Annotated in this window: 22 protein-coding genes; 10 read left to right on the forward strand and 12 right to left on the reverse strand. The window is 65.0% G+C overall.

Translation table 11 applies throughout. The annotated features are described in order from the left end of the window. Positions 1–96: 96 nt before the first annotated feature. Entirely contained in the window at positions 97–405 is a 309-nt protein-coding gene (locus tag VG320_RS18100; protein ID WP_327201461.1) for a hypothetical protein, read from the forward strand. Between the two features lie 270 nt (positions 406–675). On the opposite strand, the gene VG320_RS18105 is transcribed toward VG320_RS18100, so the two are convergent. Beyond that, positions 676–999 (reverse strand): hypothetical protein, encoded by a 324-nt coding sequence (locus VG320_RS18105; RefSeq protein WP_327201462.1) that lies wholly within the window; start codon positions 997–999, stop codon positions 676–678. A 367-nt stretch (positions 1,000–1,366) separates the two neighbouring features. Between VG320_RS18105 and VG320_RS18110 the strand changes: the two genes are divergently transcribed. The 3 genes from VG320_RS18110 (at position 1,367) to VG320_RS18120 (ending at position 3,039) form a co-directional block, all read left to right on the forward strand. Next, entirely contained in the window at positions 1,367–2,065 is a 699-nt protein-coding gene (locus VG320_RS18110; RefSeq protein ID WP_327201483.1) for a YdcF family protein, read from the forward strand. A 236-nt stretch (positions 2,066–2,301) separates the two neighbouring features. Next, positions 2,302–2,547, forward strand: a complete 246-nt coding sequence (locus tag VG320_RS18115) for a hypothetical protein (protein ID WP_327201463.1) — start codon at positions 2,302–2,304, stop codon at positions 2,545–2,547. A 231-nt stretch (positions 2,548–2,778) separates the two neighbouring features. Next, complete coding sequence (locus tag VG320_RS18120; protein WP_103707501.1) at positions 2,779–3,039, forward strand: DNA-binding protein; 261 nt, start codon at positions 2,779–2,781, stop codon at positions 3,037–3,039. Between the two features lie 104 nt (positions 3,040–3,143). On the opposite strand, the gene arfB is transcribed toward VG320_RS18120, so the two are convergent. Further along, the gene (gene arfB / locus VG320_RS18125) at positions 3,144–3,548 is read right to left on the reverse strand and encodes an alternative ribosome rescue aminoacyl-tRNA hydrolase ArfB (RefSeq protein ID WP_327201464.1); all 405 of its coding nucleotides are present in this window, start codon (positions 3,546–3,548) and stop codon (positions 3,144–3,146) included. 250 nt (positions 3,549–3,798) lie between these two features. Here arfB and VG320_RS18130 point away from each other — a divergent pair, with 250 nt between their 5' ends. After that, a complete protein-coding gene (locus VG320_RS18130; protein ID WP_327201465.1) occupies positions 3,799–4,476 on the forward strand; it encodes a VC0807 family protein in 678 nt (225 codons plus the stop codon). Between the two features lie 135 nt (positions 4,477–4,611). Next, positions 4,612–7,107 (forward strand): FUSC family membrane protein, encoded by a 2,496-nt coding sequence (locus VG320_RS18135; RefSeq protein WP_327201466.1) that lies wholly within the window; start codon positions 4,612–4,614, stop codon positions 7,105–7,107. Between the two features lie 42 nt (positions 7,108–7,149). Here VG320_RS18135 and VG320_RS18140 read toward each other — a convergent pair whose 3' ends face one another. Then, positions 7,150–7,356 (reverse strand): hypothetical protein, encoded by a 207-nt coding sequence (locus VG320_RS18140; protein ID WP_327201467.1) that lies wholly within the window; start codon positions 7,354–7,356, stop codon positions 7,150–7,152. 124 nt (positions 7,357–7,480) lie between these two features. Next, a complete protein-coding gene (locus VG320_RS18145) occupies positions 7,481–7,939 on the reverse strand; it encodes an Lrp/AsnC family transcriptional regulator (protein ID WP_027818230.1) in 459 nt (152 codons plus the stop codon). Between the two features lie 125 nt (positions 7,940–8,064). Between VG320_RS18145 and VG320_RS18150 the strand changes: the two genes are divergently transcribed. Further along, on the forward strand, positions 8,065–8,670 hold the full coding sequence (locus tag VG320_RS18150) for a cysteine dioxygenase family protein (RefSeq protein WP_327201468.1): 606 nt from the start codon (positions 8,065–8,067) through the stop codon (positions 8,668–8,670). 41 nt (positions 8,671–8,711) lie between these two features. On the opposite strand, the gene VG320_RS18155 is transcribed toward VG320_RS18150, so the two are convergent. The 5 genes from VG320_RS18155 to VG320_RS18175 form a co-directional block, all read right to left on the reverse strand. Then, positions 8,712–11,237: a mechanosensitive ion channel family protein gene (locus VG320_RS18155; RefSeq protein ID WP_414696069.1), complete on the reverse strand. Its 2,526-nt coding sequence runs from the start codon at positions 11,235–11,237 to the stop codon at positions 8,712–8,714. Between the two features lie 127 nt (positions 11,238–11,364). Next, positions 11,365–12,009, reverse strand: coding sequence for an NAD(P)-dependent oxidoreductase (locus tag VG320_RS18160; RefSeq protein ID WP_327201469.1), 645 nt, complete (start codon positions 12,007–12,009; stop codon positions 11,365–11,367). A gap of 118 nt (positions 12,010–12,127) precedes the next feature. Continuing rightward, a complete protein-coding gene (locus VG320_RS18165) occupies positions 12,128–12,598 on the reverse strand; it encodes an Rrf2 family transcriptional regulator (protein ID WP_327201470.1) in 471 nt (156 codons plus the stop codon). 156 nt (positions 12,599–12,754) lie between these two features. Further along, on the reverse strand, positions 12,755–13,273 hold the full coding sequence (locus tag VG320_RS18170) for a hypothetical protein (RefSeq protein ID WP_327201471.1): 519 nt from the start codon (positions 13,271–13,273) through the stop codon (positions 12,755–12,757). 7 nt (positions 13,274–13,280) lie between these two features. Next, on the reverse strand, positions 13,281–13,838 hold the full coding sequence (locus tag VG320_RS18175) for a GNAT family N-acetyltransferase (RefSeq protein WP_327201472.1): 558 nt from the start codon (positions 13,836–13,838) through the stop codon (positions 13,281–13,283). A 59-nt stretch (positions 13,839–13,897) separates the two neighbouring features. Here VG320_RS18175 and VG320_RS18180 point away from each other — a divergent pair, with 59 nt between their 5' ends. Next, positions 13,898–14,479: a DJ-1/PfpI family protein gene (locus VG320_RS18180; RefSeq protein ID WP_327201473.1), complete on the forward strand. Its 582-nt coding sequence runs from the start codon at positions 13,898–13,900 to the stop codon at positions 14,477–14,479. 166 nt (positions 14,480–14,645) lie between these two features. Continuing rightward, positions 14,646–14,972: a hypothetical protein gene (locus tag VG320_RS18185; protein ID WP_327201474.1), complete on the forward strand. Its 327-nt coding sequence runs from the start codon at positions 14,646–14,648 to the stop codon at positions 14,970–14,972. 44 nt (positions 14,973–15,016) lie between these two features. On the opposite strand, the gene VG320_RS18190 is transcribed toward VG320_RS18185, so the two are convergent. After that, positions 15,017–16,774: a sensor histidine kinase gene (locus VG320_RS18190; RefSeq protein WP_327201475.1), complete on the reverse strand. Its 1,758-nt coding sequence runs from the start codon at positions 16,772–16,774 to the stop codon at positions 15,017–15,019. A 462-nt stretch (positions 16,775–17,236) separates the two neighbouring features. Here VG320_RS18190 and VG320_RS18195 point away from each other — a divergent pair, with 462 nt between their 5' ends. Further along, positions 17,237–18,439 (forward strand): ammonium transporter, encoded by a 1,203-nt coding sequence (locus VG320_RS18195; RefSeq protein ID WP_327201476.1) that lies wholly within the window; start codon positions 17,237–17,239, stop codon positions 18,437–18,439. An 83-nt stretch (positions 18,440–18,522) separates the two neighbouring features. Here VG320_RS18195 and VG320_RS18200 read toward each other — a convergent pair whose 3' ends face one another. After that, entirely contained in the window at positions 18,523–19,260 is a 738-nt protein-coding gene (locus VG320_RS18200; RefSeq protein ID WP_327201477.1) for an SDR family oxidoreductase, read from the reverse strand. A 130-nt stretch (positions 19,261–19,390) separates the two neighbouring features. Next, complete coding sequence (locus VG320_RS18205) at positions 19,391–20,308, reverse strand: LysR substrate-binding domain-containing protein (protein ID WP_327201478.1); 918 nt, start codon at positions 20,306–20,308, stop codon at positions 19,391–19,393. Between the last annotated feature and the right edge of the window lie 506 nt (positions 20,309–20,814).

The raw sequence follows: 20,814 nt of genomic DNA on the forward strand, positions 1-20,814 counted from the left end.
CATCTCTTTACCAATATTTACAGCATGCTTTCGTGCCCGACCGTACCTTAGGAGCATGTTCACCTACATCCAATCCCCGCTCTGACGGGAGGCCATATGAAATCCATGACTCTGCACAATCGGGGCATCATGGTTTCGCTGTCCGCCCTCGCCCTGCTTGCGTCGCTCACGCTGCCCGTCCAGTTGGCCACGTGGTTATCGGACGACGCCTCGGCCCAGCCGCCGAAGTCCAGTGCGCCTCACTGGCCCATCGCGCGAACGGGCGCACATGCGTGGCCGCCCGCCGCCAACCGCGCCGACAACGCCGCGCCGCCCGTGCCGCGTGGCGACCTGCGCGGCGATATCGTCGATAACGCGCGCCGCAGCCCGCCACAACGCCCCGAGCCGCCGCGCTCACGCCATTAGACGTCGAGACATCGCCACGCCTGTCGTCGCGCCATTGGGCCGCGCACGTACATGGCTGATTCGATGGTAATGCGAAATAGATCGAACGGATGAGATCGGAGAGCGGGAACGGAGACGGCGCACCGCCGCTGTGTCGATGAGATGTCGAAGGCGTGACGATGGCGGGAACCACCGCGCAGGCGCGCGGTCTATCTATTGCCATTAAGCACAGCGTGGCAGCAGTAATTCCGGTAAGCCCGTATCTTCCGATACGGGCTTTTTTTTGGCCGGCTATAAAGTCGTGGAGCCTGCGGCGTCGGACGACTGCACGAGCGACTCGGCCACATAGTCGGCGCTGCGCTGGTCGGTCCACTGGAGGGTGCGCTCGTCGCGTGCCAGGCGCGCGAATTCAGCGCGGCCACGATCGGTCAGCACGGCGATATCGACGGGAGCATGAAAACCCGGGGCGGGAGCGACGGTGCGCTGCCTGACGGTATCCATCAGGCCAAGGTTACGCAGATATTGGAACACTCTGGGACTACGCGCCCACGGGACCTGCCGATACTGCACCCGCCGCAAGGCTTCGAGTACTGCTTCGTTGGAATACGTGGTCATCTCACTTCTTTCTTAAAATGCAGTCCTGCTGCCATTGAGCCTGCTGCGGCGCAATGTCGGCAAGCGCTGCGAAGCTGTCATCCCCGGGGCGATCCGCCCGAGGCTGTCAACCACGCGCCCTGCCGATATCCTGCGCCGTGGCACGGACTGCAGGTTATTCGGGTCCCCGCGAAAGCGTCGGGAGCCGCGCGCAACAGCAGCAGCGCTCATGGAGCGCTCGCCGCGCGAGGCCGTGGCTTCCGGCATGATCGTCGTGGCGGCGTTCCTGCCGCTCACGCGCACGAGACACGCTTCATCCCGAAAACAATACGTTACCTCATTCAAATTGATTCTATTCGGAATATTTGCGCTATTTTTTGCGCTGTTCGTGCTGTGGCGCCGCGCCCGTCGGTCGGTCGCCGTCACGGCGGTCATCTTCTTCTGGCTGCTGGCGTCGGGCTGGCTTGCCAAACCCCTGCTCGACCTGGCGCAGCCCGCGGCGTATCGCACTCCCTACAATCCCGCTGCGCCGACGGCAGCCGCGTTCGGTGCGCGCACCGCCATCGTCATGCTGGGCGGTGGCACCGATGTGCTGCCCAATGGCTCGCTCGTCCCGCAACACGACGTCTACGCGCGCATTGCGCTCTCGGCGGCGCTGCAGGCGCGCTGCCTCGCGACCGGCGCTGCCTGCAAAGTCATCGCGAGCGGCGGCAATCCGCAACATCACCGCGCGAGCGAAGCCGATACCTATGCCCCGTGGCTACTGCGCGCGGGCATCGCGCGCGACGATCTGGTGCTCGAAAACACCAGCCTCACGACCTGGCAAAACGCCCGCAACGTCGCGCCCATCGTGCACGCCCAACGCGCGGATACCCTCTTCGTCGTAACCTCCGCGTATCACATGGCACGCGCGATGCTCGACTTCGAGCGCTTCGGCATGCATCCGGTGCCGGCTGTGTCCGAGGTACGGCATGTGCGCCCGGGTCTGTGGCCGCGACTGGGCAATCTGCGTAACGCCGAAACCGCCTTGCACGAATTGATCGGGATTGCGCAATTTCACGTCTATGTCCTGCTCGGCTGGTTTTGACGCGCAGCGCATGAAGCGATCAGACTCACCGGGCTGATAGCCGCTCGCGGGCATGTCGCAGTCGTGATCGGGTCAGATGTGCCAGGATGTATCCGAGGATATGTAAGGAGTTGTAAAACGCACTTGCGAACCTTACGCCGCGTCATCGGGAACGATGCCACGATCGTTAGAATGACGTGCCTTATCCTGCTCGGCAGGCACCAGCTGGGTCCATAAACCGCTCTTCGGAGGTAGTGATGAAAAAAGTGTCCCTCGCAGTCCTGATTTCGCTGTCCGCACTGACCGGCGCAGCTTACGCACAGTCGGACAACGGCGTCATGATGAGCACCGATCCGGCCAAGGCCGCCGACGTCGAGCAGCGCGCGCAGGATCTGCAGCAACGCCAGCAGGCCATGGCGGAAGCCCCGGCCGAAGCGCCGATGAAGCATCACAAGAAAGGCGGCCACCCGCATCACAAGGCGCCGCCGAAGATGGATCAATAAGCGCAACAGTAAGCGGATCCCTCACGCGCTGGCACAGCGTCCTCCGGACGCCCTGCTGAACGCCCGAAAAGCCGATGCCGCTAGCCGGCCTCGGCTTTTTTCATCTGCGCCGCACACAGCGGGCGAGGATTGCACGCCAACGCCCACTGGGCGGCGCGCGCGCGGGTTATGCTAAAGTCGCGCACCTCGAAATCCCCCACTTTTGTGCGCGACTCGCGCGGAGAAACATCCATGAGCAACATCCAGCTCGACATCGAATGGACCGAAGCGGCATCCCGCAAGATCGAAAAGCTGATGCCGCGCGGCAAGGGCGCCGAGGCGTTCCTCGCGCTGCCCCCGGTCGAATGCCTCCCGATGGAAGGCGACGTGCTGTTCCTCGGGCCGGAAGGCAAGCAGCAACCGTTCATCGTCGCGGAGCGCCAGTATCACCACGAAGGCGACGCCGACTGGACCATCATCCTGATCCTCGACGTGCCCGATACCACGCATTAAGAACGCTTCAGGCGGCGCCGCGCTCCGACGCCGCTTCATCACTCGCGCGACCGTTGCTGTCGCGCGCAGCCTGCCCGGCTGCCTCAACGCGCCTTGCGCTCTCCTTAGTCCGTCACGCGCTGACGCCCCGACTTGATCTCGCCGCGACGCGCCTTGCCGTCGAGACGGCGCAGCTTCGACGCGCGCGTGGGCCGCGTCGCCACCCGCGCCTTGCGCGTCACGCTCACGCTTTCGATCAGTGCGTCGAGACGCGCGAGTGCAGCGGTGCGGTTCTGTTCCTGGGTGCGATATTCCTGCGACTTGATGATGACGACGCCCTCGTGCGTGATGCGCCGGTCGGCGAGTGCGAGCAGGCGCATCTTGATGACCTCGGGCAACGACGAGGCGCGAATATCGAAGCGCAAGTGAATCGCGCTCGATACCTTGTTGACGTTCTGGCCGCCCGCGCCCTGCGCGCGCACGGCGACGAGTTCGACTTCATGCGGCGGGATGGAGAAGCGGTCGGACATGGCTGCTGAAAAATCGCTAAAAACGGCCTGTGGCAGGCATCGGGCATGGAAGCCTCGCAGTGTCGCATGAAGCGCCATGCCGCGATATGCGCCCTGACAAACCACAACCCGCCGGCCTCTCCGGGCACGCCGGATGCAACAGCGCAGACGATTTCTTTTCAGCGCGTTCCAGGCGCGTCGCCACGGCCGGTTTGCCCAGGCGCCGCGCTTGAACGATACTTCGTTCATCTTTTTATGGAGAGCGCATCCCATGAAAGTGCGTCCAGCATTCGTCGCCGAACTGGCGGTCAATCTGCTGCTGCCCTGGGTCGCGTACCGGCTCGCCCAGCCCTACTGGGGCGAACTTGGCGGCCTGATTGCCTCGGCGATCCCGCCGCTGGCGTGGACCATTGTCGAACTCGCACGATTCCGGCGCGTCGATGCGCTCTCGGCGGTGATCCTGCTCGGCATCGTGCTGTCGCTGGTCGCGATGGCTTTCGGCGGCGGCACGCGCACGCTGCTGATGCGCGAGAGTTTCTCCACCGGCGCGATCGGCGTGACCTTCCTGCTGTCGCTGCTGGCGCGACGGCCCATCGTGTTCTATCTCACACGCGCCACGGTCGCGCGCGAAACGAGCGAGGGCGTCGGGCGGCTCGAACTGCTCTGGAGCGAGAACCGCCGCTTCGTCGTCGCCATGCGTCTGCTCACCTTCGTGTGGGGCGCGGGTCTGATCGCCGATGCGTCGCTGCGCACGTATCTGGCCGCCACCTGGCCGATCGAGCGCTTTCTGGTCGTCTCGCCGATCCTCGGCTATTGCATGTTCGGCGCGCTGCTGGCGTGGACCTTCTGGTATCGCACGCGCATGCGCCGCATCCGCGGCACGCATGGGCTGCTGGGCGACGCATCGACACTGGGCACCACCGATCCGTCGGGGGGCGCGGCGGGCTGAGAACGCTGTCCTCAACGCCGGTGCGCGCACGGGAAACCCCCGAATACAGAGACGGACGGATCGCACCCGAAATCATTTAAACTCAGCGCCACAGTCCGCGGCGCTTATCGCCGCATCCGAACACCATGGCAGTCGATGCGCTATTCCGTAGAAATCAGGAAATTCCTTTATAGCCAGTACTTCTACGGCGGTCTGCGCATTGCGGTCGGCATCTCACTCCCGGCCATCCTGTGCCTGTTTGTGTTCGACAAGAGCGAGCTGGGCTTCACCATCTCCACGGGCGCGCTCGGCGCCTGCGTGGTCGACATGCCCGGCCCGCTCAAGTACAAGCGCAACGAGATGCTCGCGTGCAGCGTGATCGGCTTTCTGTCCGCGTACGCCACGGGTCTTGCCACCTTCAGTCCGATCGCCCTTTGGGCCACGGTCGTTCCGCTCACCTTCGTGCTCTCGCTGATCGTCGTCTACGGCAACCGCTGGCCGCAGATCAGCTTCGCCACGCTGTTCATGATGGTGATGACGCTCGAAGAGCATTTCACGCCGCACCAGGCGCTCGTCAACGCCGCGTGGATCCTGCTGGGCGGGCTCTGGTACACGGGCTGGTCGACGCTCGTGAGCCGTCTGATGCTCGATCGCATCGAACAGCAGGCGCTCGCGGAAAGCGTGTTCGCCTGTGCCGACTATCTGCTCGCACGCGCGCAGTTTTTCGATCTCGACAACGATCTGGACGACTGTTACCGCAACCTCGTCGCCAAACAGATCGCGGCGGTCGAGCGCCAGGACGCGGCGCGCGACATCGTGCTGCGCAATCTGCCCAAGCTCAGAAGCGGACGCATCGACGCGCGCCGCGCCATGCACTTCAATCTGTTCATCAACACGGTCGATCTGCACGAACTGTTCGTGGGCGCACACACCGATTACCCGCTCGTGCGCAATACCTTCGGCGGCTCCGATCTGCTGGTGTTCTATCGCGATCTGATCCGCAAGGCGGCGGCGGATCTTGAGGACATTGGTCTCGCCGTGCTGCAGAACGAAGCGCCGCGCGCCAACGTCAACGTGAAAGCCGAACTGCGCGCCATCGAGTTCGAACTCGAAATGCTCAAGCGGCGCGATCTGCCCACCAAAGACCCCGAGGCCTACGCCGCGATCTCGGCCTCGTTCCGGCGCATCTGGAGTGCCACGCGCCTGATCGACCGCATGCGCCGCAGTCTCGCCAGCGAAGTGCCGACCACCGAAACCGAACTGCGCATCGACGAAGCCCTCACGCGCTTCGTAACCAACCGGCGCGTCTCCTGGCTGCAGATTTTCTCGAATCTCACCATGGCCTCGCCGAGCTTTCGGCACGCGCTGCGCGTGACGATCGCGGTGGCCGCGGGCTTCTGGCTCGGGCGGCTTTTGCCGCTCACCAACGCCTACTGGATCGTGATGACGACCATCATCATCCTGAAGCCCGGCTACTCGCTCACGCGCCAGCGCAACGCGCAACGTATCGTCGGCACGCTGATCGGCTGCGTGGCCAGCATCGCGCTGATCCTGCTGGTGAAGCAACCGCTGGTGCTGCTGGTGTCGATGTTCGCGGCGATGGTGATGAGCTACAGCCTGCTGCTCTTTAACTACACGGCAAGCGTCGTATTCACTTCGGCGTATGTGCTGCTGATGTTCCATCTGCTCGCACCGGGCAGCATGCGCATTATCGGCGAGCGCGCGATCGACACCGTGGTGGGCTGCATGATCGCAATCGGCGCGAGCCATTTGTTCCCGTATTGGGAATACCGGCTGATGGGCAAGCTCGTGCACGACATGATCGCCGCGACGCGCGGCTATCTGGAGGCGAGCTGGTGGTGGAGCGGCCGCGCGAGCAACCCGCAGCCGGCCTTCGCCGGACCGATGCTGACCGAAGCGGCGGCGCGCGTACCGGCGCAAGCCACGCAGGTGAGCGAGGAACAGGAAGCGCTCGCGCTTGAAGGCGCGGCAGGGACGACCTCGCCGCCGGGGCCGGTTGCCGCCGTTGGCGCGAAGGTATCGGCGCAGGCTAATGCGCAGCTGGCGGCGCCTGGCAACTCACAAACCAACGCGCAGGCCGCCTCGCAAGCCAGCCCGCAAGCCACGAGCGCCGGCTCCGCCGTGCCGTCGCTCGCGCGCGACTTCCGTTACCGCCTTGCGCGCAAGAACGTGCACGTCGCTTTTGCGAACCTTGGTCAGGCGTTCCAGCGCATGATGCTCGAACCAAAGTCGGCGCAGAAGTTCGTGCCCGAACTCAACGATCTGCTGGTGCGCAGCCACGTGCTGGCCTCGCAGATCACGGCGGTCGCGCCGCTGTTGCGCAGCGCCGCCACTGCCGATCAACTCACGCCCGCCGTCAAGCTCGACGCGCTCGAACAGGCGTTGAATGGCGTGCGCGAGAACCTCGTCGCCGCCGAAGCGGGCACGCCCGTGCCCGAGGACCAGATCGAGATCACGCGCCGCATGACGCGCGAACTCGACACGCTAGTGGTGGAGGCGGAACGCGCACTCGGCGCGGCGAGCGACCTTGTGCAGGATCTGAAGATGCTTGCGCACCAGTGCAAGCAGATGCTCGCGGCATCGTGGCTGATTCGCAAGGACGCGAGCCTGATCCGGCTGCCCGAGGAGTGAACGCGGGGCGCGCTGCCCCGCCTTACTGCGGCTTATTGCGACCTATTGTCCCGCGTTGCTCGCAGACGGCGCACTCGCGGCGACGCCCGAAGCCCCGGAAGTCTGGGTGGCCTGCGCGCCGACCGTAGCGTCGTACTCGCGCTTGCTGCGCAGCGCATTGAACAGCACCGTGCCGATCACAATCAGCACCACCACCACGATCATCACGCCAACGCCAAAGGTGGGGTTCTTCTTGCGCGTATCGTTCATGGATCGTGGCCTGCCGGCAATGGAGAAAGAACGGGCATTCTACGCCGCGACGCCTTGCAGACGGCTTGCGGTTCGAGCACGATTCAACTGATAGCGGGTATCACAGCGCGCCGTCTTTTCGGTCTCAGGTGCCCCGCACCGGCATCGCCGTCGAATACTTGATCTGCTCCATCGCGAAACTCGAACTCACGTCGAACAGCGGCACCGAGCGGATCAGTTGCTTGTAGACGCGGTCGAAGTCGTCGATATCCGACACCACCACGCGCAGCAGATAGTCGGTCTCGCCGCTCATGCGATAGCACTCGACGATCTCGGGGATGTCCTGCACCGCGCGCGTGAAGGTCTGCGCCCAGGCCTCGGTGTGCTGATTGGTGCGCACGTTCACAAACACCGTCGTGCCCACACCCAGTTTCTTCGGGTCGCACAAGGCCACCTGCGCGCGGATCACACCGGTTTCCTTGAGGCGCTGCACGCGTTTCCAGCACGGCGTCTGCGAGAGATTGACGCGCTGCGCCAGTTCCGCGACCGGCATGGTCGCATCCTGCTGCAATAGCTCCACGAGCTTTCTGTCGATGATATCCATTCCCCGCCACCCCGTACCGTAGAAATTTCTTCTATCTTACGCCGCATTCGTAAATAAGAATGGAACATCTTTCTCGGTACGAGCGGCTATAACTCTCTGGGTGGACAAGCTCAACGAGAAAAACCATGAACGCCCCTACCAATCCTGCCCGCCTGCTGGCCGCCGCCGCGGACCACGAAGCCGCCGTGGCACGGCTATGCGCTGCGCTCGACGCCGCTTTCGCCGCTTGTCGCACGCCTGAGGATCCCTCCCGCTGCCCGGTCTTCGCGCGTGACATGCGTGCGGCGCTCGCCCGCGCCCAGGCCGATCCCGCGCTGGTCACGCCCGCGCAGCGCGAAGGCTGCGCCACGCGTTACCAGCGGCACCTGATCGCCGCCTGCCCGCAGGGGCGTTATGCGGTTGCCGCGCTGGTCTGGCTGCCGGGCCAGGCCAGCCCCATCCACGCGCATCACACCTGGTGCGGCTACTCAGTGCTGGAAGGTACGTTGACCGAAACGCTTTATCGATGGGACACGTCGCGCAACGGCGTCATCGTGCTGCGCTCGCACGCGCGCAATGCCGGCGCGGTTTCGTTCGGCGGCCGCGGGCGCTCGGGTATTCATCGGCTTTCGCGTGACGTGGGCGCGGGTACCGGGCCATGCGTATCGCTGCATGTCTACGGCGTATCAGCCGAGAAAATCGCCACGGACGTCAACGACATCGTGCCGCTCGTGACACTGCACGCCGCCTGATTCCACACTGCTTCGCAGTCCGTATCGTTGCTAGATCGAACTCAGTTGCGCCCGGCAGTGGGAATCTGCGGCGGCGCACCTTCGGGGCTGCCCGTCGGCGGCGGTGCCGGACGCGGTTCGTGCGAGGCGTCGCGCGTTACGGCGCGAGTCAGCGCATCTTCCGGCCCGGACGGCGCCACGGTTTCTTCTTCGACCTGAGGTTCAGGCTGCGCCGCGTCGCCGCTGCGCGACGACATATGCACCTGCATCTGCGGCACCGGTATCTCGATGCCCGCCTCGTCCATATGCCGCTTCAGACGCGCATTGAAGGCTCGCGCCACGCTCCACTGCTGCAGCGGTCGTGTCTTGATCTGCCCTTTCACAACCATCCAGTTCGGATCGAAACGATCAAGGCCCCAGATTTCCACGGGCCCCAGAATCTCGCGCCGGTAGCGGAAATCGGCAACCAGTTCCGCGCCGGTTTCGCGGATGATGCGCGTGACCGTATCCAGATCGACGGCAAACGGCACGCGCACTTCGAACACCGCAAACGCAAAATCGCGTGACAGGTTCTTCACGATCTTGATCTGCGAAAACGGAATCGAATGAATCGCGCCCTGGCCGTCGCGCAGCCGCACGGTGCGAATCGACAGATGCTCGACGGTGCCCGCGTGGCCGTTGTCGAGATCGATCCAGTCGCCCACCGAGATGGTTTCCTCGATGATGATGAAAAGGCCCGTGATCAGGTCGGTCACGAGCGACTGCGCGCCAAAGCCGATCGCAAGGCCAATCACGCCCGCGCCCGCCAGCAGCGGCGTCACGTTGATACCCAGATTGGCCGCCGTGACGATGCCCGCGATCGTCAGTATCGACACCAGCAGCGCATTGCGCACGAGCGGCAGCATGGTGCGTGCGCGCGTGCTGGGCGCGCGGCCCTTGGTGCGCGGACCGCTCGGATTGAGCGCTTCGAGGATCGCCGTATCGATCAGGATCCACACGAGCCACGCGAGGAACACGGTTGCCAGAATCGCGAAGATCGCGTGGGCGATGCCGCGCGCAGCGACGCTGGCTTCGATGATGCGCGCCAGCGAAATGTCCCAGAGCCGTGCGCACGACTCGAAATAAGCGAGCCAGATGAACAGTACGAGCAGCGTGCCGACGAAGCGCAGCAGCCGTCGCAAATACGGCGAGCGCCGACGCACGCGCGTGGGGTCGGGCCGCGTAATGCGCAGCACCACCGCCGACAGAAAGAACGCGAGCACCAGCAGCAGCGCCGTGACAACTGAAATCTGCAGCACGTTCTCGTTGCTGCTCAGGCCGCCTAGCGTCGCCGTGATCGAGGCGGCGGCGAGCAGCAGCATCGGCAGTTGCCAGAGTGAGGCGAGCACGTCGAAGACTTCGGTGAGCGCCTTGTGATCGTGGCGCAACTGGTAGCTGCGGTTGCGGATCAGATGGGCGACCGGTCGCCGGAAGCCGATGGCGAATGCGGCGGTGAGCACGGCGGCCGTCATGTTCGCAAAGGTCGACACCAGTGACGACAGACTCACGCCGAGCTGATGCGCGACCTCGTAGTTGGTGGCGGCGTCGCCCAGCGCGGCGCACACGCCGATGGCCCATAGCAGGCGTCGCGCATCGCGGATCACGATGCGCACGGCAACGCGCCGATGCCCCGCGCCGAACAGCGAAAACATGATCAGACAGATCGACGAGAACACCGCCCCCGCGACGATTGCGTAGGCGATCACCACGCCAAGCGTGCGCCCGAGCGCCGGCGGCAGCGCACGGTCGACCACGAGCGCGCCGACAAACGCGACGATCCACGGCGCGACGCGATGTAGTACGAACACCAGCAGTTCGATCGTGGTGGGATTGGGCCGCAGCCCCGTATTGACGTCGAAGCGGCGCAGCATGCGGCGCTCGAGCCAGCGCAGAACGGCCGCGCAGGCGCCCCAGCCCGCCAGCATGGCGATCATGTCGAAGACGATGCGCCCGGGGCTTTCGCCCTCGCCGCCCGAGGCGAGCGCGTAAATCTCCACGCCGGCCGCGCTGAAGCGGCCGCCCCAATAGTGCAAAGGGCTACTGCCGTGGCGCGCATCGCTTTCGACCGAAGCCAGCCCCGAGGCGATCGCGCCGAGCAGGCCTGAGGTGACCGCCGCCACGCCCGAGGCAGGCGCGGGCGCGACGTTCGGCGAGACGTTGCGTAACTTCTTGAGCTGGGAGACGAGTGCATTGCGCTGACGCTCGTTGTCGAGCGTGGAGATCACGCTGTCGAGCGAGCGGTTGAATTCGGCCTGACTGGCTGGCGACGGCGCGGAGGCCGCATCCGCCGCGGAGGCGCCCGATGCGCTCGCGGGCGCGCCGGTGATGAGGCTTTGCAGCGCGGGCAGGACCGGCACCGCAGCGGCGCCGGGACCGGCCGCCAGCGCCGAGGTGCAGACCAGCGCACCCCAGCCCAGCGCGAGCCACACGACCAGCACGACCAGGCGTTGGCACACGTGCCGGGTGAGGCTTGAGGCCCGCGCGAGCGGCCCGGAACGCAAAGCGCACGCCTGCGCGAGCGCTCCGTCCCGTCCGAAACATGGCTTCATGGACGTAGGGGTGAAATCAGGACGTTCCAGTGTAGCCGCAGTCGCGTGCGGGACGGCCCGCGCCAGTCTGAAGAAATTGCAAGCGAATGCAAGCGCCCTTGAGGCGCGTCAGACGATAGCCGGTTACTCAATAAGCGACGGTGGCGACCTGACGAATAAAGCGGCCCTGCTCCAGTTCGTCCACGAAGGCGATCGCGTAGTCCTCGGCGGAAATGCGGCTGTCGCCCTTCGCGTCGGCAATCAGCGCGTTCGCGCCGGTGCGGAAGGTGCCGGTGCGCTCGCCCGGCGCGATCAACGCGGCGGGAGCGAAGAAGGTCCAGTCGAGATCCGCGACCGTGCGGTAATAACCGAGCGCGATGCGGTGCGCGAGCGCGATCGGCTTGTACGCATCGGGGAAGCCTTCGGTATCGACGAGTTGCTTGGCCGGCGCTACTTCGAGCGAACCTGCGCCGCCCACCACGACCAGGCGCGTCAGGCCCGCTGCGCGGGTGCCTTCGACCAGCGCGCGGGTTGCGGTCTGCAGATCGTCGAGTTGGCTCATCGGCGGCGCGTAGGCGCTCGCGACCACATCATGCCCGCGCACAGCCGACGCCACCTGCGCGGCGTCGAGCAGATCGGCCTTGGCGGCCTGCACGTTCGCGCCCGCCGCGACGCGCTCGGGCTGGCGCACGAATGCGCTCACGTGGTGGCCACGGCGTGCCGCCTCGGCGGCGATGCGCGAACCGACCATACCGGTTGCGCCAAACAGGGCGATCTTCAGCGACTTGCTCATTTCCTGACTCCTGGTCGAAAATTTATGTAACCACAATAGTTACATTTAAGGGTTCAAAAAACGGGGCAGCGCCCCGTCGGTTGTTGCGTGATTCGTTACATGCTTCGCTTCGTTAAATTCAGCGTGCGCCAGTTGCAGCGCGTGTGTTCTTGCTACGTTCGAGCTTGCGCTCTCGGCGCCCCATTTCATCGACGACCTGGTCGAGCGTGCGCGCGGCCAGCGACGCCTCCATCGCACGCTGCGCATCGTCGATGATGCCGCGCAGCGAAACCTGGATATGCCGCCCCACCATACAGGCCGGATTCGGTTCCTCGCGATGCATGGCGAAAAGCTGCGCATCGTCCACCGCGCGATACACGTCCAGCAGCGTGATCGTCTGCGGCTCGCGCGCCAGCAGCGCCCCGCCGCCCGCGCCCAGTTGCGACGCCGTGAGGCCCGCATTGGCGAGCATCGTCAAAAGCCGCCGGATCAGCGCGGGATTGGTGTTCACGCTGCCCGCGATCATCTCCGAGGACAGCGGCGCGCCTTCCTGCAGCGCCAGCAGCGCGAGCACATGGACGGCAAAGGCGAAACGGCTGCTCGTATTCACGACACATCGGCCGCTGACTGCACGGCGGCAAAGAGTGTAAGCATTAAAGTGTAACCGTCATAGATACATTAATTTTCTTCGTCAAGCGCGTCGCTACGGTCGCGCCCTTTGCACGCGACAGGCGAGGTTGGGTGAATTGCTCGCCGGATCGCTCGCTCACTGGCTCGAACCCGAGGGCGCGCTGGCCGTCGGGGCATCGCTTGCGGCCCAGCGCTGCAATGAGCGCCCTGCCAGCGACAGGCCCGTGCCGGTCGCCGCTGCGGCATTGCCGAGCAACGCGTGCGCGGCGCTGGCCGCATCGCGCCACTGGCCGCGCGCCTGCGAAGCCAGTTCGTCGCTGGAGGCATTCGCGCTGTCCGCGCCGCTGGCAATCGCGGCACTCGCGCTATCGCTCTTCGACTGGATCTGCGCCTGGGTTTGCGAAGCGGTTTCGTCGAGCTTCTGTTGCGCCGCGCCGAGTTGCTGGTTCACGAAGCTCGCCGCCTTGTTAAGCGTCTGCGCCGCCTGCGCGGCGGCCTGGCTCGCTGCGTTTTGCGCGGCCTGCTGCACGGCGTCGGCCGATTGCTTGCTGAGGTCGGGCGCCGAGGCATTCTGCTTGTCGCAGCCAGCCACGGCGAGCGCGGCGCACACCAGCACCGGTACGCCTGCCCATCGTTTCGATAACTTCAAAGACATGGTCATCCTAAAAAGACACCGCCAGAGAAACCTCATTAAGCGGCTTGCAAAGATGGAAACGCGGCAATGATACGCTGCCGCGCCGCACCGTTTCCTGCGCCACCAGAGAAAATCCTGCCCGCTCGAACACGGGCCGCGCGAGCGCGCTGGCATCGGTGTCGAGCGTCATGGCCTGCGCGTCGCGCGCGATCGCCTCCAGACGCGCAATCAGCGCAGACGCCAGCCCTCGCCGCGCCCATGCTGGCGCGACATACAGCATCTCGACGTGATCGCACGGAAAGAGCTGTCCAAACGCGGCGTACTCTGCTCCGCATTGCGCCACGAGCGTCACGCCACGCCTCAGGCGTGCATCGAACGCTTCGAGGTCGTCCGCGCCCGAAGCCCATGCCGCACGCTGCGTCGCATCGTAGTGCGATGCAGCAAGCGTGAGTATCGCCGAGCGAAACAGCGCGGCGAGCGGTTGCGCATCGCGGCCCGGCGCGTAGCTGCGCCAGGCGATGGCACCGGGCGGCCGATCGTTGGCCGTAGCGCAATCCGCGGGCGGGTTCGTGAAATCGTCAATCATGCTGGAGTAGACTCCGAAAGCGCAATAACCGTTCCACCATCTCAACCAGGAGTCAAGCGATGGCAGTCAAGAAGATCCTCTTCCTCACGGGCGACTTTGCCGAAGACTACGAAACGATGGTGCCGTTTCAGGCACTTCAGGCCATCGGCCACAAGGTGGATGCCGTGTGTCCCGGCAAGAAGTCCGGCGAGCGCATCAAGACCGCGATCCACGACTTCGAAGGCGACCAGACCTACACCGAAAAGCCGGGCCACCAGTTCGCCCTCAACGCCAGCTTCGACGAGATCGATCCGAAGAGCTATGACGCGCTTGCCATCGCTGGTGGCCGCGCGCCCGAATATCTGCGCCTGAATCCGAAGGTCATCGAAATCGTTCAATACTTCGCGGGCGCGAACAAACCCATCGCTGCCATCTGCCACGCGGCCCAGCTGCTCGCCGCCGCCGAGGTGATTCGCGGCAAGCGCATTTCGGCGTATCCGGCCTGCGCGCCCGAAGTGCGTCTCGCGGGCGGCGAATATGCCGATATCGCCATCGACAGCGCCGTGACCGACGCGCCCTTCGTCACCGCACCGGCCTGGCCCGCACATCCCGAATGGCTGCGCCAGTTCCTCGTGCTGCTCGGCACGCGCATCGAGCCGTAAAGTTTGCAGCATGCGCGCGCTTCGCCATGAGCGCGCGCCTTCTGACAATCTTTAACCTGATTTAACGTAAATGGGAGAGAAATTAGGACCCCTCTGATGCCGATATCGATCTGCACTCCCGACAATAGCTTTTTTACATATTGTCAAATTGCTGGAGTGTATTGCGATGGCGCTCACGGACTGGGTTGTTCTTCTCGCGATTGTCTTGATGGCCATCGCTTTCTTTTGCCGGCATTCGAGCCGCCGCGGCACCTCGACCGAGCGCGCGCGTCATATGCGTGGCCGGCGTCTGCTGATTCAGGCCGCGATTGCGCTGTGGGCCGCGCTGGTCACGCTGCAGCGCACCTTCGCCGCGCCGGGCGACATTCCGGTCGCGCCCTGGCTGAGCGTGCGCGGCGCACTGGTCGTCGTGATCGTGCTCGCCGTGATGGGCTGCCTGTGGTCCGTGCGCGGGCATCAGCTAATCAAGCAACGCCGGCTCTTTGCCTGTTAATTCCACGCGTTAATTCCGCATGTTGAACCCGCGTGCTGGTTGCCTTACGGTAAGGCCGTCGGCAATGCGCCCGTAGGCGGCATGGTCAGCGGCGCCGCAGGAAGCGGCACCGCGCTCATCACCGCAAGCTCCGCGCCCTCGTCGGCATCGCCGCCTCGCAATTCGCGCTCGTGCGCGGCCATGAGCGCCGCGGCTTCGCCCGGAGCGGGCGGCACGATCGCCAGGGCGTCGGGCAGCGAAAGATAAAACGTCGTGCCTTCGCCCTCGGCCGATTCCACCCACACGCGGCCGCCGTGCCGCTCGACCATACGCCGCACCAGCGCCAGACCAATGCCCTCGCCCGGCGCGACATTGCCATGCATGCGCTGGAACGCCTGAAAGAGGCGCGGCAACGCGACCGCAGGAATCCCCAGCCCGTTGTCGCGGACATAGAAGATCTGCAGTGACTCCACGCCCGGCGGCGCGTTGGCCGTGCCGATTTCCACCCGCCCCTCGCGCGACGGATCGAGATAGTTGAGCGCGTTGCCGATCAGGTTCGCGAAAATCTGTTCGAGCGCCGTCGGGTCGCCCCACACCGGCGGCAACGTGCGCACGCTGACCTGCGCCTGGCGTGCGCGCACCGAGGCGTGCATCGCATCGACCACGCGCTGCACCAGCTCCTGCACATTCACGCGCTGACGCCGGTACTCCACCCGCCCCACGCGCGCCAGGCGCAGCAACGCGTCGATGATGTGCGACGCGCGCAACACGGCCGTCTGCAGATAGCGCAAGGCCTCGGAAATATCCTCGTTGATGACGCGCTCGACACGCTCGCGCGCCTCGGCCGACAGCGACGAGCGCGCCACCTGTTCGCGCAGATCGTCGCAGGCGTGCGTGAGTTCGCGCGAGAACCCCTGCAGGTTCACCAAAGGCGCGCGCAGGTCGTGCGACACACTATGGATGAACATCTCGTTTTCCTGGGTCTGCTGGCGCAGATTCTCGTTGATCGACACCAGTTGCTCGGCGCGGCGCGCCAGATCCGCCTGAAAGCCTAGCCGCAGCCGTTCGGCTTCCACGAGGCGCAGGCTGATCTGGTGCAGCGTGAGGTCGAGCCTGGCAATTTCGTCGTTGCCGCTGGCGAGTGGCGCAAGCGGTTCGTTGCCTGCGAGGCGCCCGGCGTTATCGGAAAGCGCGTCGAGCCGCCCACGCACGCCGCGCGTGAACAGCCACACCGCCAGCGCCACCAGCATGATCGAGCCGATCACGGCGGTCATCACAAGCGTCTGCTGCTGCGCGCGCGCCTGCTCGGCGGCGCTCACACGCATCACGTCGAGGCGCCGTTCCTCGGTCTGGAACGAGCTGACCTGGGTACGCACGCGATCGAGCACATCGAAGTCGGTAAAGGTGCGAAAACGCTCGATGAGATCGGCGCGGCGTCCCGAGTGCAGCAGATCCTGGATGCGATCCGACCACTGCCGGTAGCTCTGCACCGCCTGGCGGATCTGCACGGCGCGCGCGACCTGCGAGGGATTGTCGGAGACGAGATCGACGAGCCGGTCGATGCGGCGGTCCACGTCCATCCAGGTCGCCACGGGCGTCGAAAAACTCGCGGCGCTTGCGGCCACCGCGCCGCGCAGCCGGACCGACTCGACCAGTACCGGCTCCAGCACGCGCCCCGCCTGCGCCAGCACTTCCTGGCTGTGCTGTCCCATGCGCTCGGCGGCTTCCGCGTCGGCCTCGGCCTTGACGATGGCCGACAGCAAGCTCAACTCGAAAACGGCGGGGATCGCGATCAGCAACAGCCCTTTGGTGGTGAGGCGCATTGAGTGGCGGTTCGGAGCGTCCGGACGGCGAAAAATGTCGATTCGCCATTATGTCGGCGTTTGCGCCCCGCGTGCGGCCAGTATGGCAGGCGGCTGCGCGTAATCGCCCGGCTGAGCGGCGTCCAGAAAACGCCGTCAATTTCGGCCTTCCGATTATTTCGAATTGCCGACAACCCATTGATAAAGAAAGGTAAAACGAATAAATCGCCCCATTCTGGCGCGGCGCTTCACCAGCATTGCGCGCAGGCACTGCAATTGTGCTCACGCGCACCGTGTGGTACGCGCACCAGCATGACACTCGCGCCCGACATCGGCGCATGGATCTAGCTGTGTGGTGCCGCGCCGGTGCAAGCACGCACCGTCAAAATGCCTGATCGCCACGCGTCGCTCACCATGCTGGCGCATACCTGGCCCATATCTTGCTCATACCGCGCTCCTTTAGGGCATACGCAGGACGCAAGGATGGACAATCTCAAAACCGGCACCGACACGCTATTTCTGCTGCTCGGCGCCGCCATGGTGCTGGCGATGCACGCAGGCTTCGCGTTCCTCGAACTCGGCACGGTGCGCAAGAAGAATCAGGTCAACGCGCTCGTGAAGATCCTCGTGGACTTCTCGGTCTCGACGATCGCGTATTTTTTCATCGGCTACACGATCGCCTATGGCGTGCAGTTCTTTTCGCCAGCGACGCTGCTCGCCGAGCACAACGGCTATCAGCTGGTGCGGTTCTTCTTCCTGCTGACCTTTGCGGCGGCGATTCCGGCGATCGTCTCGGGCGGCATTGCCGAGCGCTCGAAATTCAACCCGCAACTGTTCGCCACCTTCGCGATCACGGGCTTCATCTACCCGTTCTTCGAAGGCATGGTCTGGAACAACCGTCTCGGTTTCGAGGACGCGATCACCCACGTGTTCGGCGTGCCCTTCCACGACTTCGCCGGCTCGGTGGTCGTGCATGCGTTCGGCGGCTGGGTCGCGCTGCCGGCCGTGCTGCTGCTCGGCGCGCGCCATGGCCGCTATTCGCGCGATGGCCGCATTTCCGCGCACCCGCCTTCGAGCATTCCGTTTCTCGCGCTGGGCGCGTGGGTGCTCGCGGTGGGCTGGTTCGGCTTTAACGTCATGAGCGCGCAGACCATCGACAAGATCAGCGGCCTCGTCGCCGTCAATTCGCTGATGGCAATGGTGGGCGGCACACTCTCGGCGTGGCTCGCGGGGCGCAACGACCCGGGCTTCACCTACAACGGGCCGCTTGCCGGGCTGGTGGCCGTGTGTGCTGGCTCGGACATCATGCATCCGCTCGGCGCGCTGGCGACGGGCGCGGTGGCGGGCGTGCTGTTCGTCTATATGTTCACCTGCGTGCAGAACCGCTGGCGCATCGACGACGTGCTCGGCGTGTGGCCGCTGCACGGTCTGTGCGGCGCCTGGGGCGGCATCGCGGCGGGGATTTTCGGCGCGCGCTGGCTGGGCGGCATTGGCGGCGTGTCGCTGGGCGCGCAGATCGTCGGCACGCTGGCCGGCATCGTGATGGCCTCGGTTGGCGGCTTCGTGGTCTATGGCGTGCTGCGCATGACCGTGGGCCTGCGCATCGATCAGGAAGACGAGTACAACGGCGCCGACCTGTCGATCCACCGGATCACGGCGACGCCGGAGCGCGAATCGGTGTCCTGATCGACCGATATTGCCTGGCTGTCACGCAAAAGGCGCGCGCGGTTTTCACCGCCCGCGCCTTTTTTATTGCGCTCGCGCCACGATCAAAGCTGGCTCATCCCGCCGTCGACGATGATCTCGGTGCCGACGATGAACGCCGATTCCGCCGCACTCAAATGCAGTACCGTCGAGGCCAGTTCGGCCGCCGTGCCGAAGCGTCCGAGCGGAATCTGGGCTGCGAGCGCTTCTTTCGTCGCGTCGTCCATGCCGATCTTGCCGTGCAGCGGCGTGGTCACCGGGCCGGGGCTGACGACATTCACGCGCACGCCGCGCGGCAGCAGTTCAGCCGAGAGCGTCTTTGCAAACGAGACCAGCGCCGCCTTGGTCGCCGCATAAACCGACGACGACGGCATGCCGATATGCGCGTTGATCGAACCGTTGAGGACGATTGAAGCACCCACGTTCAGCAGCGGCAGCAGCGCCTGAATCTGGAAATACGCGCCCTTCACGTTGATGTCGAAGCTCTGGTCCCAGAGCGCCTCGTCGACCTGATCGAACGGCGCGAACTTCGCCACGCCGGCGTTGATGAAAACGGCGTCGAGGCGCACGCCCTCTTCCTGCAGCGCGGCGGCCAATGCGCGCGAGTCGGCCGGCGAGGCGGCGTCGTTGCGGTACGCCAGCGCGTGGCCGCCCAGAATCTTGCGCGCGGCGTCGAGCGCGGTTTCGTCGCGACCCGTGACGATCACGCGTGCGCCTTCGGCTGCATAGGCCTGCGCAGTGGCAAGACCGATGCCGCTGGTGCCGCCGGTGACGAGGACAGTTTTGTTGGCAAAGCGATTCATGACGTTTCTCCGGTTTGGAAGGGGGGTCCGTGCTGGACCGTAACGTCATGGTGCCGGGATCGCCGGGCGTTGCCGTACAAAGTGCCTGGCGGCCATGTTCGAATTCTTCGAACGTGTTGGCGAAACAGCCTCAGGCGCTGACTTCGATGCCTTTCACAAGACGGCTCGCAAGGCGCGGTTCGCGCAGCCGGTCGATCCACCATTGCAGCGCGCGGCCCGGCCGCTCGGCGCGCCAGGCCACGTAGAGCACGTTCGGCTCGCGCGGGCTGGAGGTTTCTTTCTCGACCAGTTCGCCGCTGGCCAGCAGCTTCGCGGCGCGCTCGCGCGGCACCCAGCCCACGCCCAGGCCGTCGCGTTGCGCGAGGATCTTGGCGCGCATCGACGGCACCGCCAGCACGTCCTGCCCGCCCAGCAGCCCGTAAGCGCGCCCAGGCGTGTGGCGCGAAGAATCGGCGACGGCCACGCCGCGTTCGGCAAGGATGCGCTCGCGCGTGAGCGGCCCAGCGGCGCCGGCCAGTGGATGGCGCGAGGCCACCGCGAACACCCACTCCATCACGCCCAGTTCGAACCAGTGCAGACCGGCAATGGCGGGCGGTTCGTTGGTAGCGCCCACGATCAGATCGGCGCGGCCGTCGCGCAGCGCTTCCCAGGTGCCCGCCAGCACCTCGTGCGTAAAGCGCAGCCGGACGCCCGATTCGAGCGCGTCGAAATCGCGCACGACCGGCATCAGCAATTCGAATTCGAGGATTTCGTCCGTGACGATCCAGAGGCGGTCTTCCCAGCCGTTGGCGACCTGGCGCACGCGCTGCGTCATGCGCGCGACGTCCTGCATCAGCCGCCCCGCTTCATCGGCGAGTAGTTGCCCGGCGGGCGTGAGTTGCAGGCGGTAGTTGCGCCGGTCGAACAGCAGCGCGTCGAAGCGGGCTTCGAGTTGCCGCGCCGCATGCGACACCGTGGACGGGGCCTTGTTCAGGCGCGCCGCGGCACGCGACAGACTGCCGCTTTCGCGTATCGCTTCCAGCAAGGACAGCTCGTCTTCGGATAACATGTGCCGCTCCATCGAACGGGTATGCGGCGATGGTACGCCAAAGCTCGCCGACGGTCCTCGCTGAAGAGGATAACGAGCGCAATCGCCAGCAGAATTACGGGACGGTGTGCGCCAGCGCACAGCGAAAAAAAAGCGCCACGTGTGAACGTGACGCTTTGAAAAGTTCTAGCCATTCCGAGGGCCGTGCTAGAACCTGAGAGCCGGTATTCGACCGCTGGATGGGGCCGGCAGCCAATCGTAGTGGGGAATCGCAATTTATGCGTTATGCATAACCCGAGACACTTAAAAACCCCGCAAGGTTCGCGAGGTCCGGGGTTCAGGCCGATGCTTTAAAACGTCATCGAGTGGATTCAAACCCTTGCCATACGACTGCGCCATGACCGCCGAAACCGTAACAACGCGCAACATTGGTGCAGAACCGTTGACCGTTGCCAGGATTTCAGATCCTGTCGAAATTAGATTCCATTTTTTACCCATCTGCTGACTAAGTCAAGCAAAATCTAACC

Origin of the sequence: Paraburkholderia sp., from assembly GCF_035948235.1 — a bacterium.
Taxonomy (GTDB): Bacteria; Pseudomonadota; Gammaproteobacteria; order Burkholderiales; family Burkholderiaceae; genus Paraburkholderia.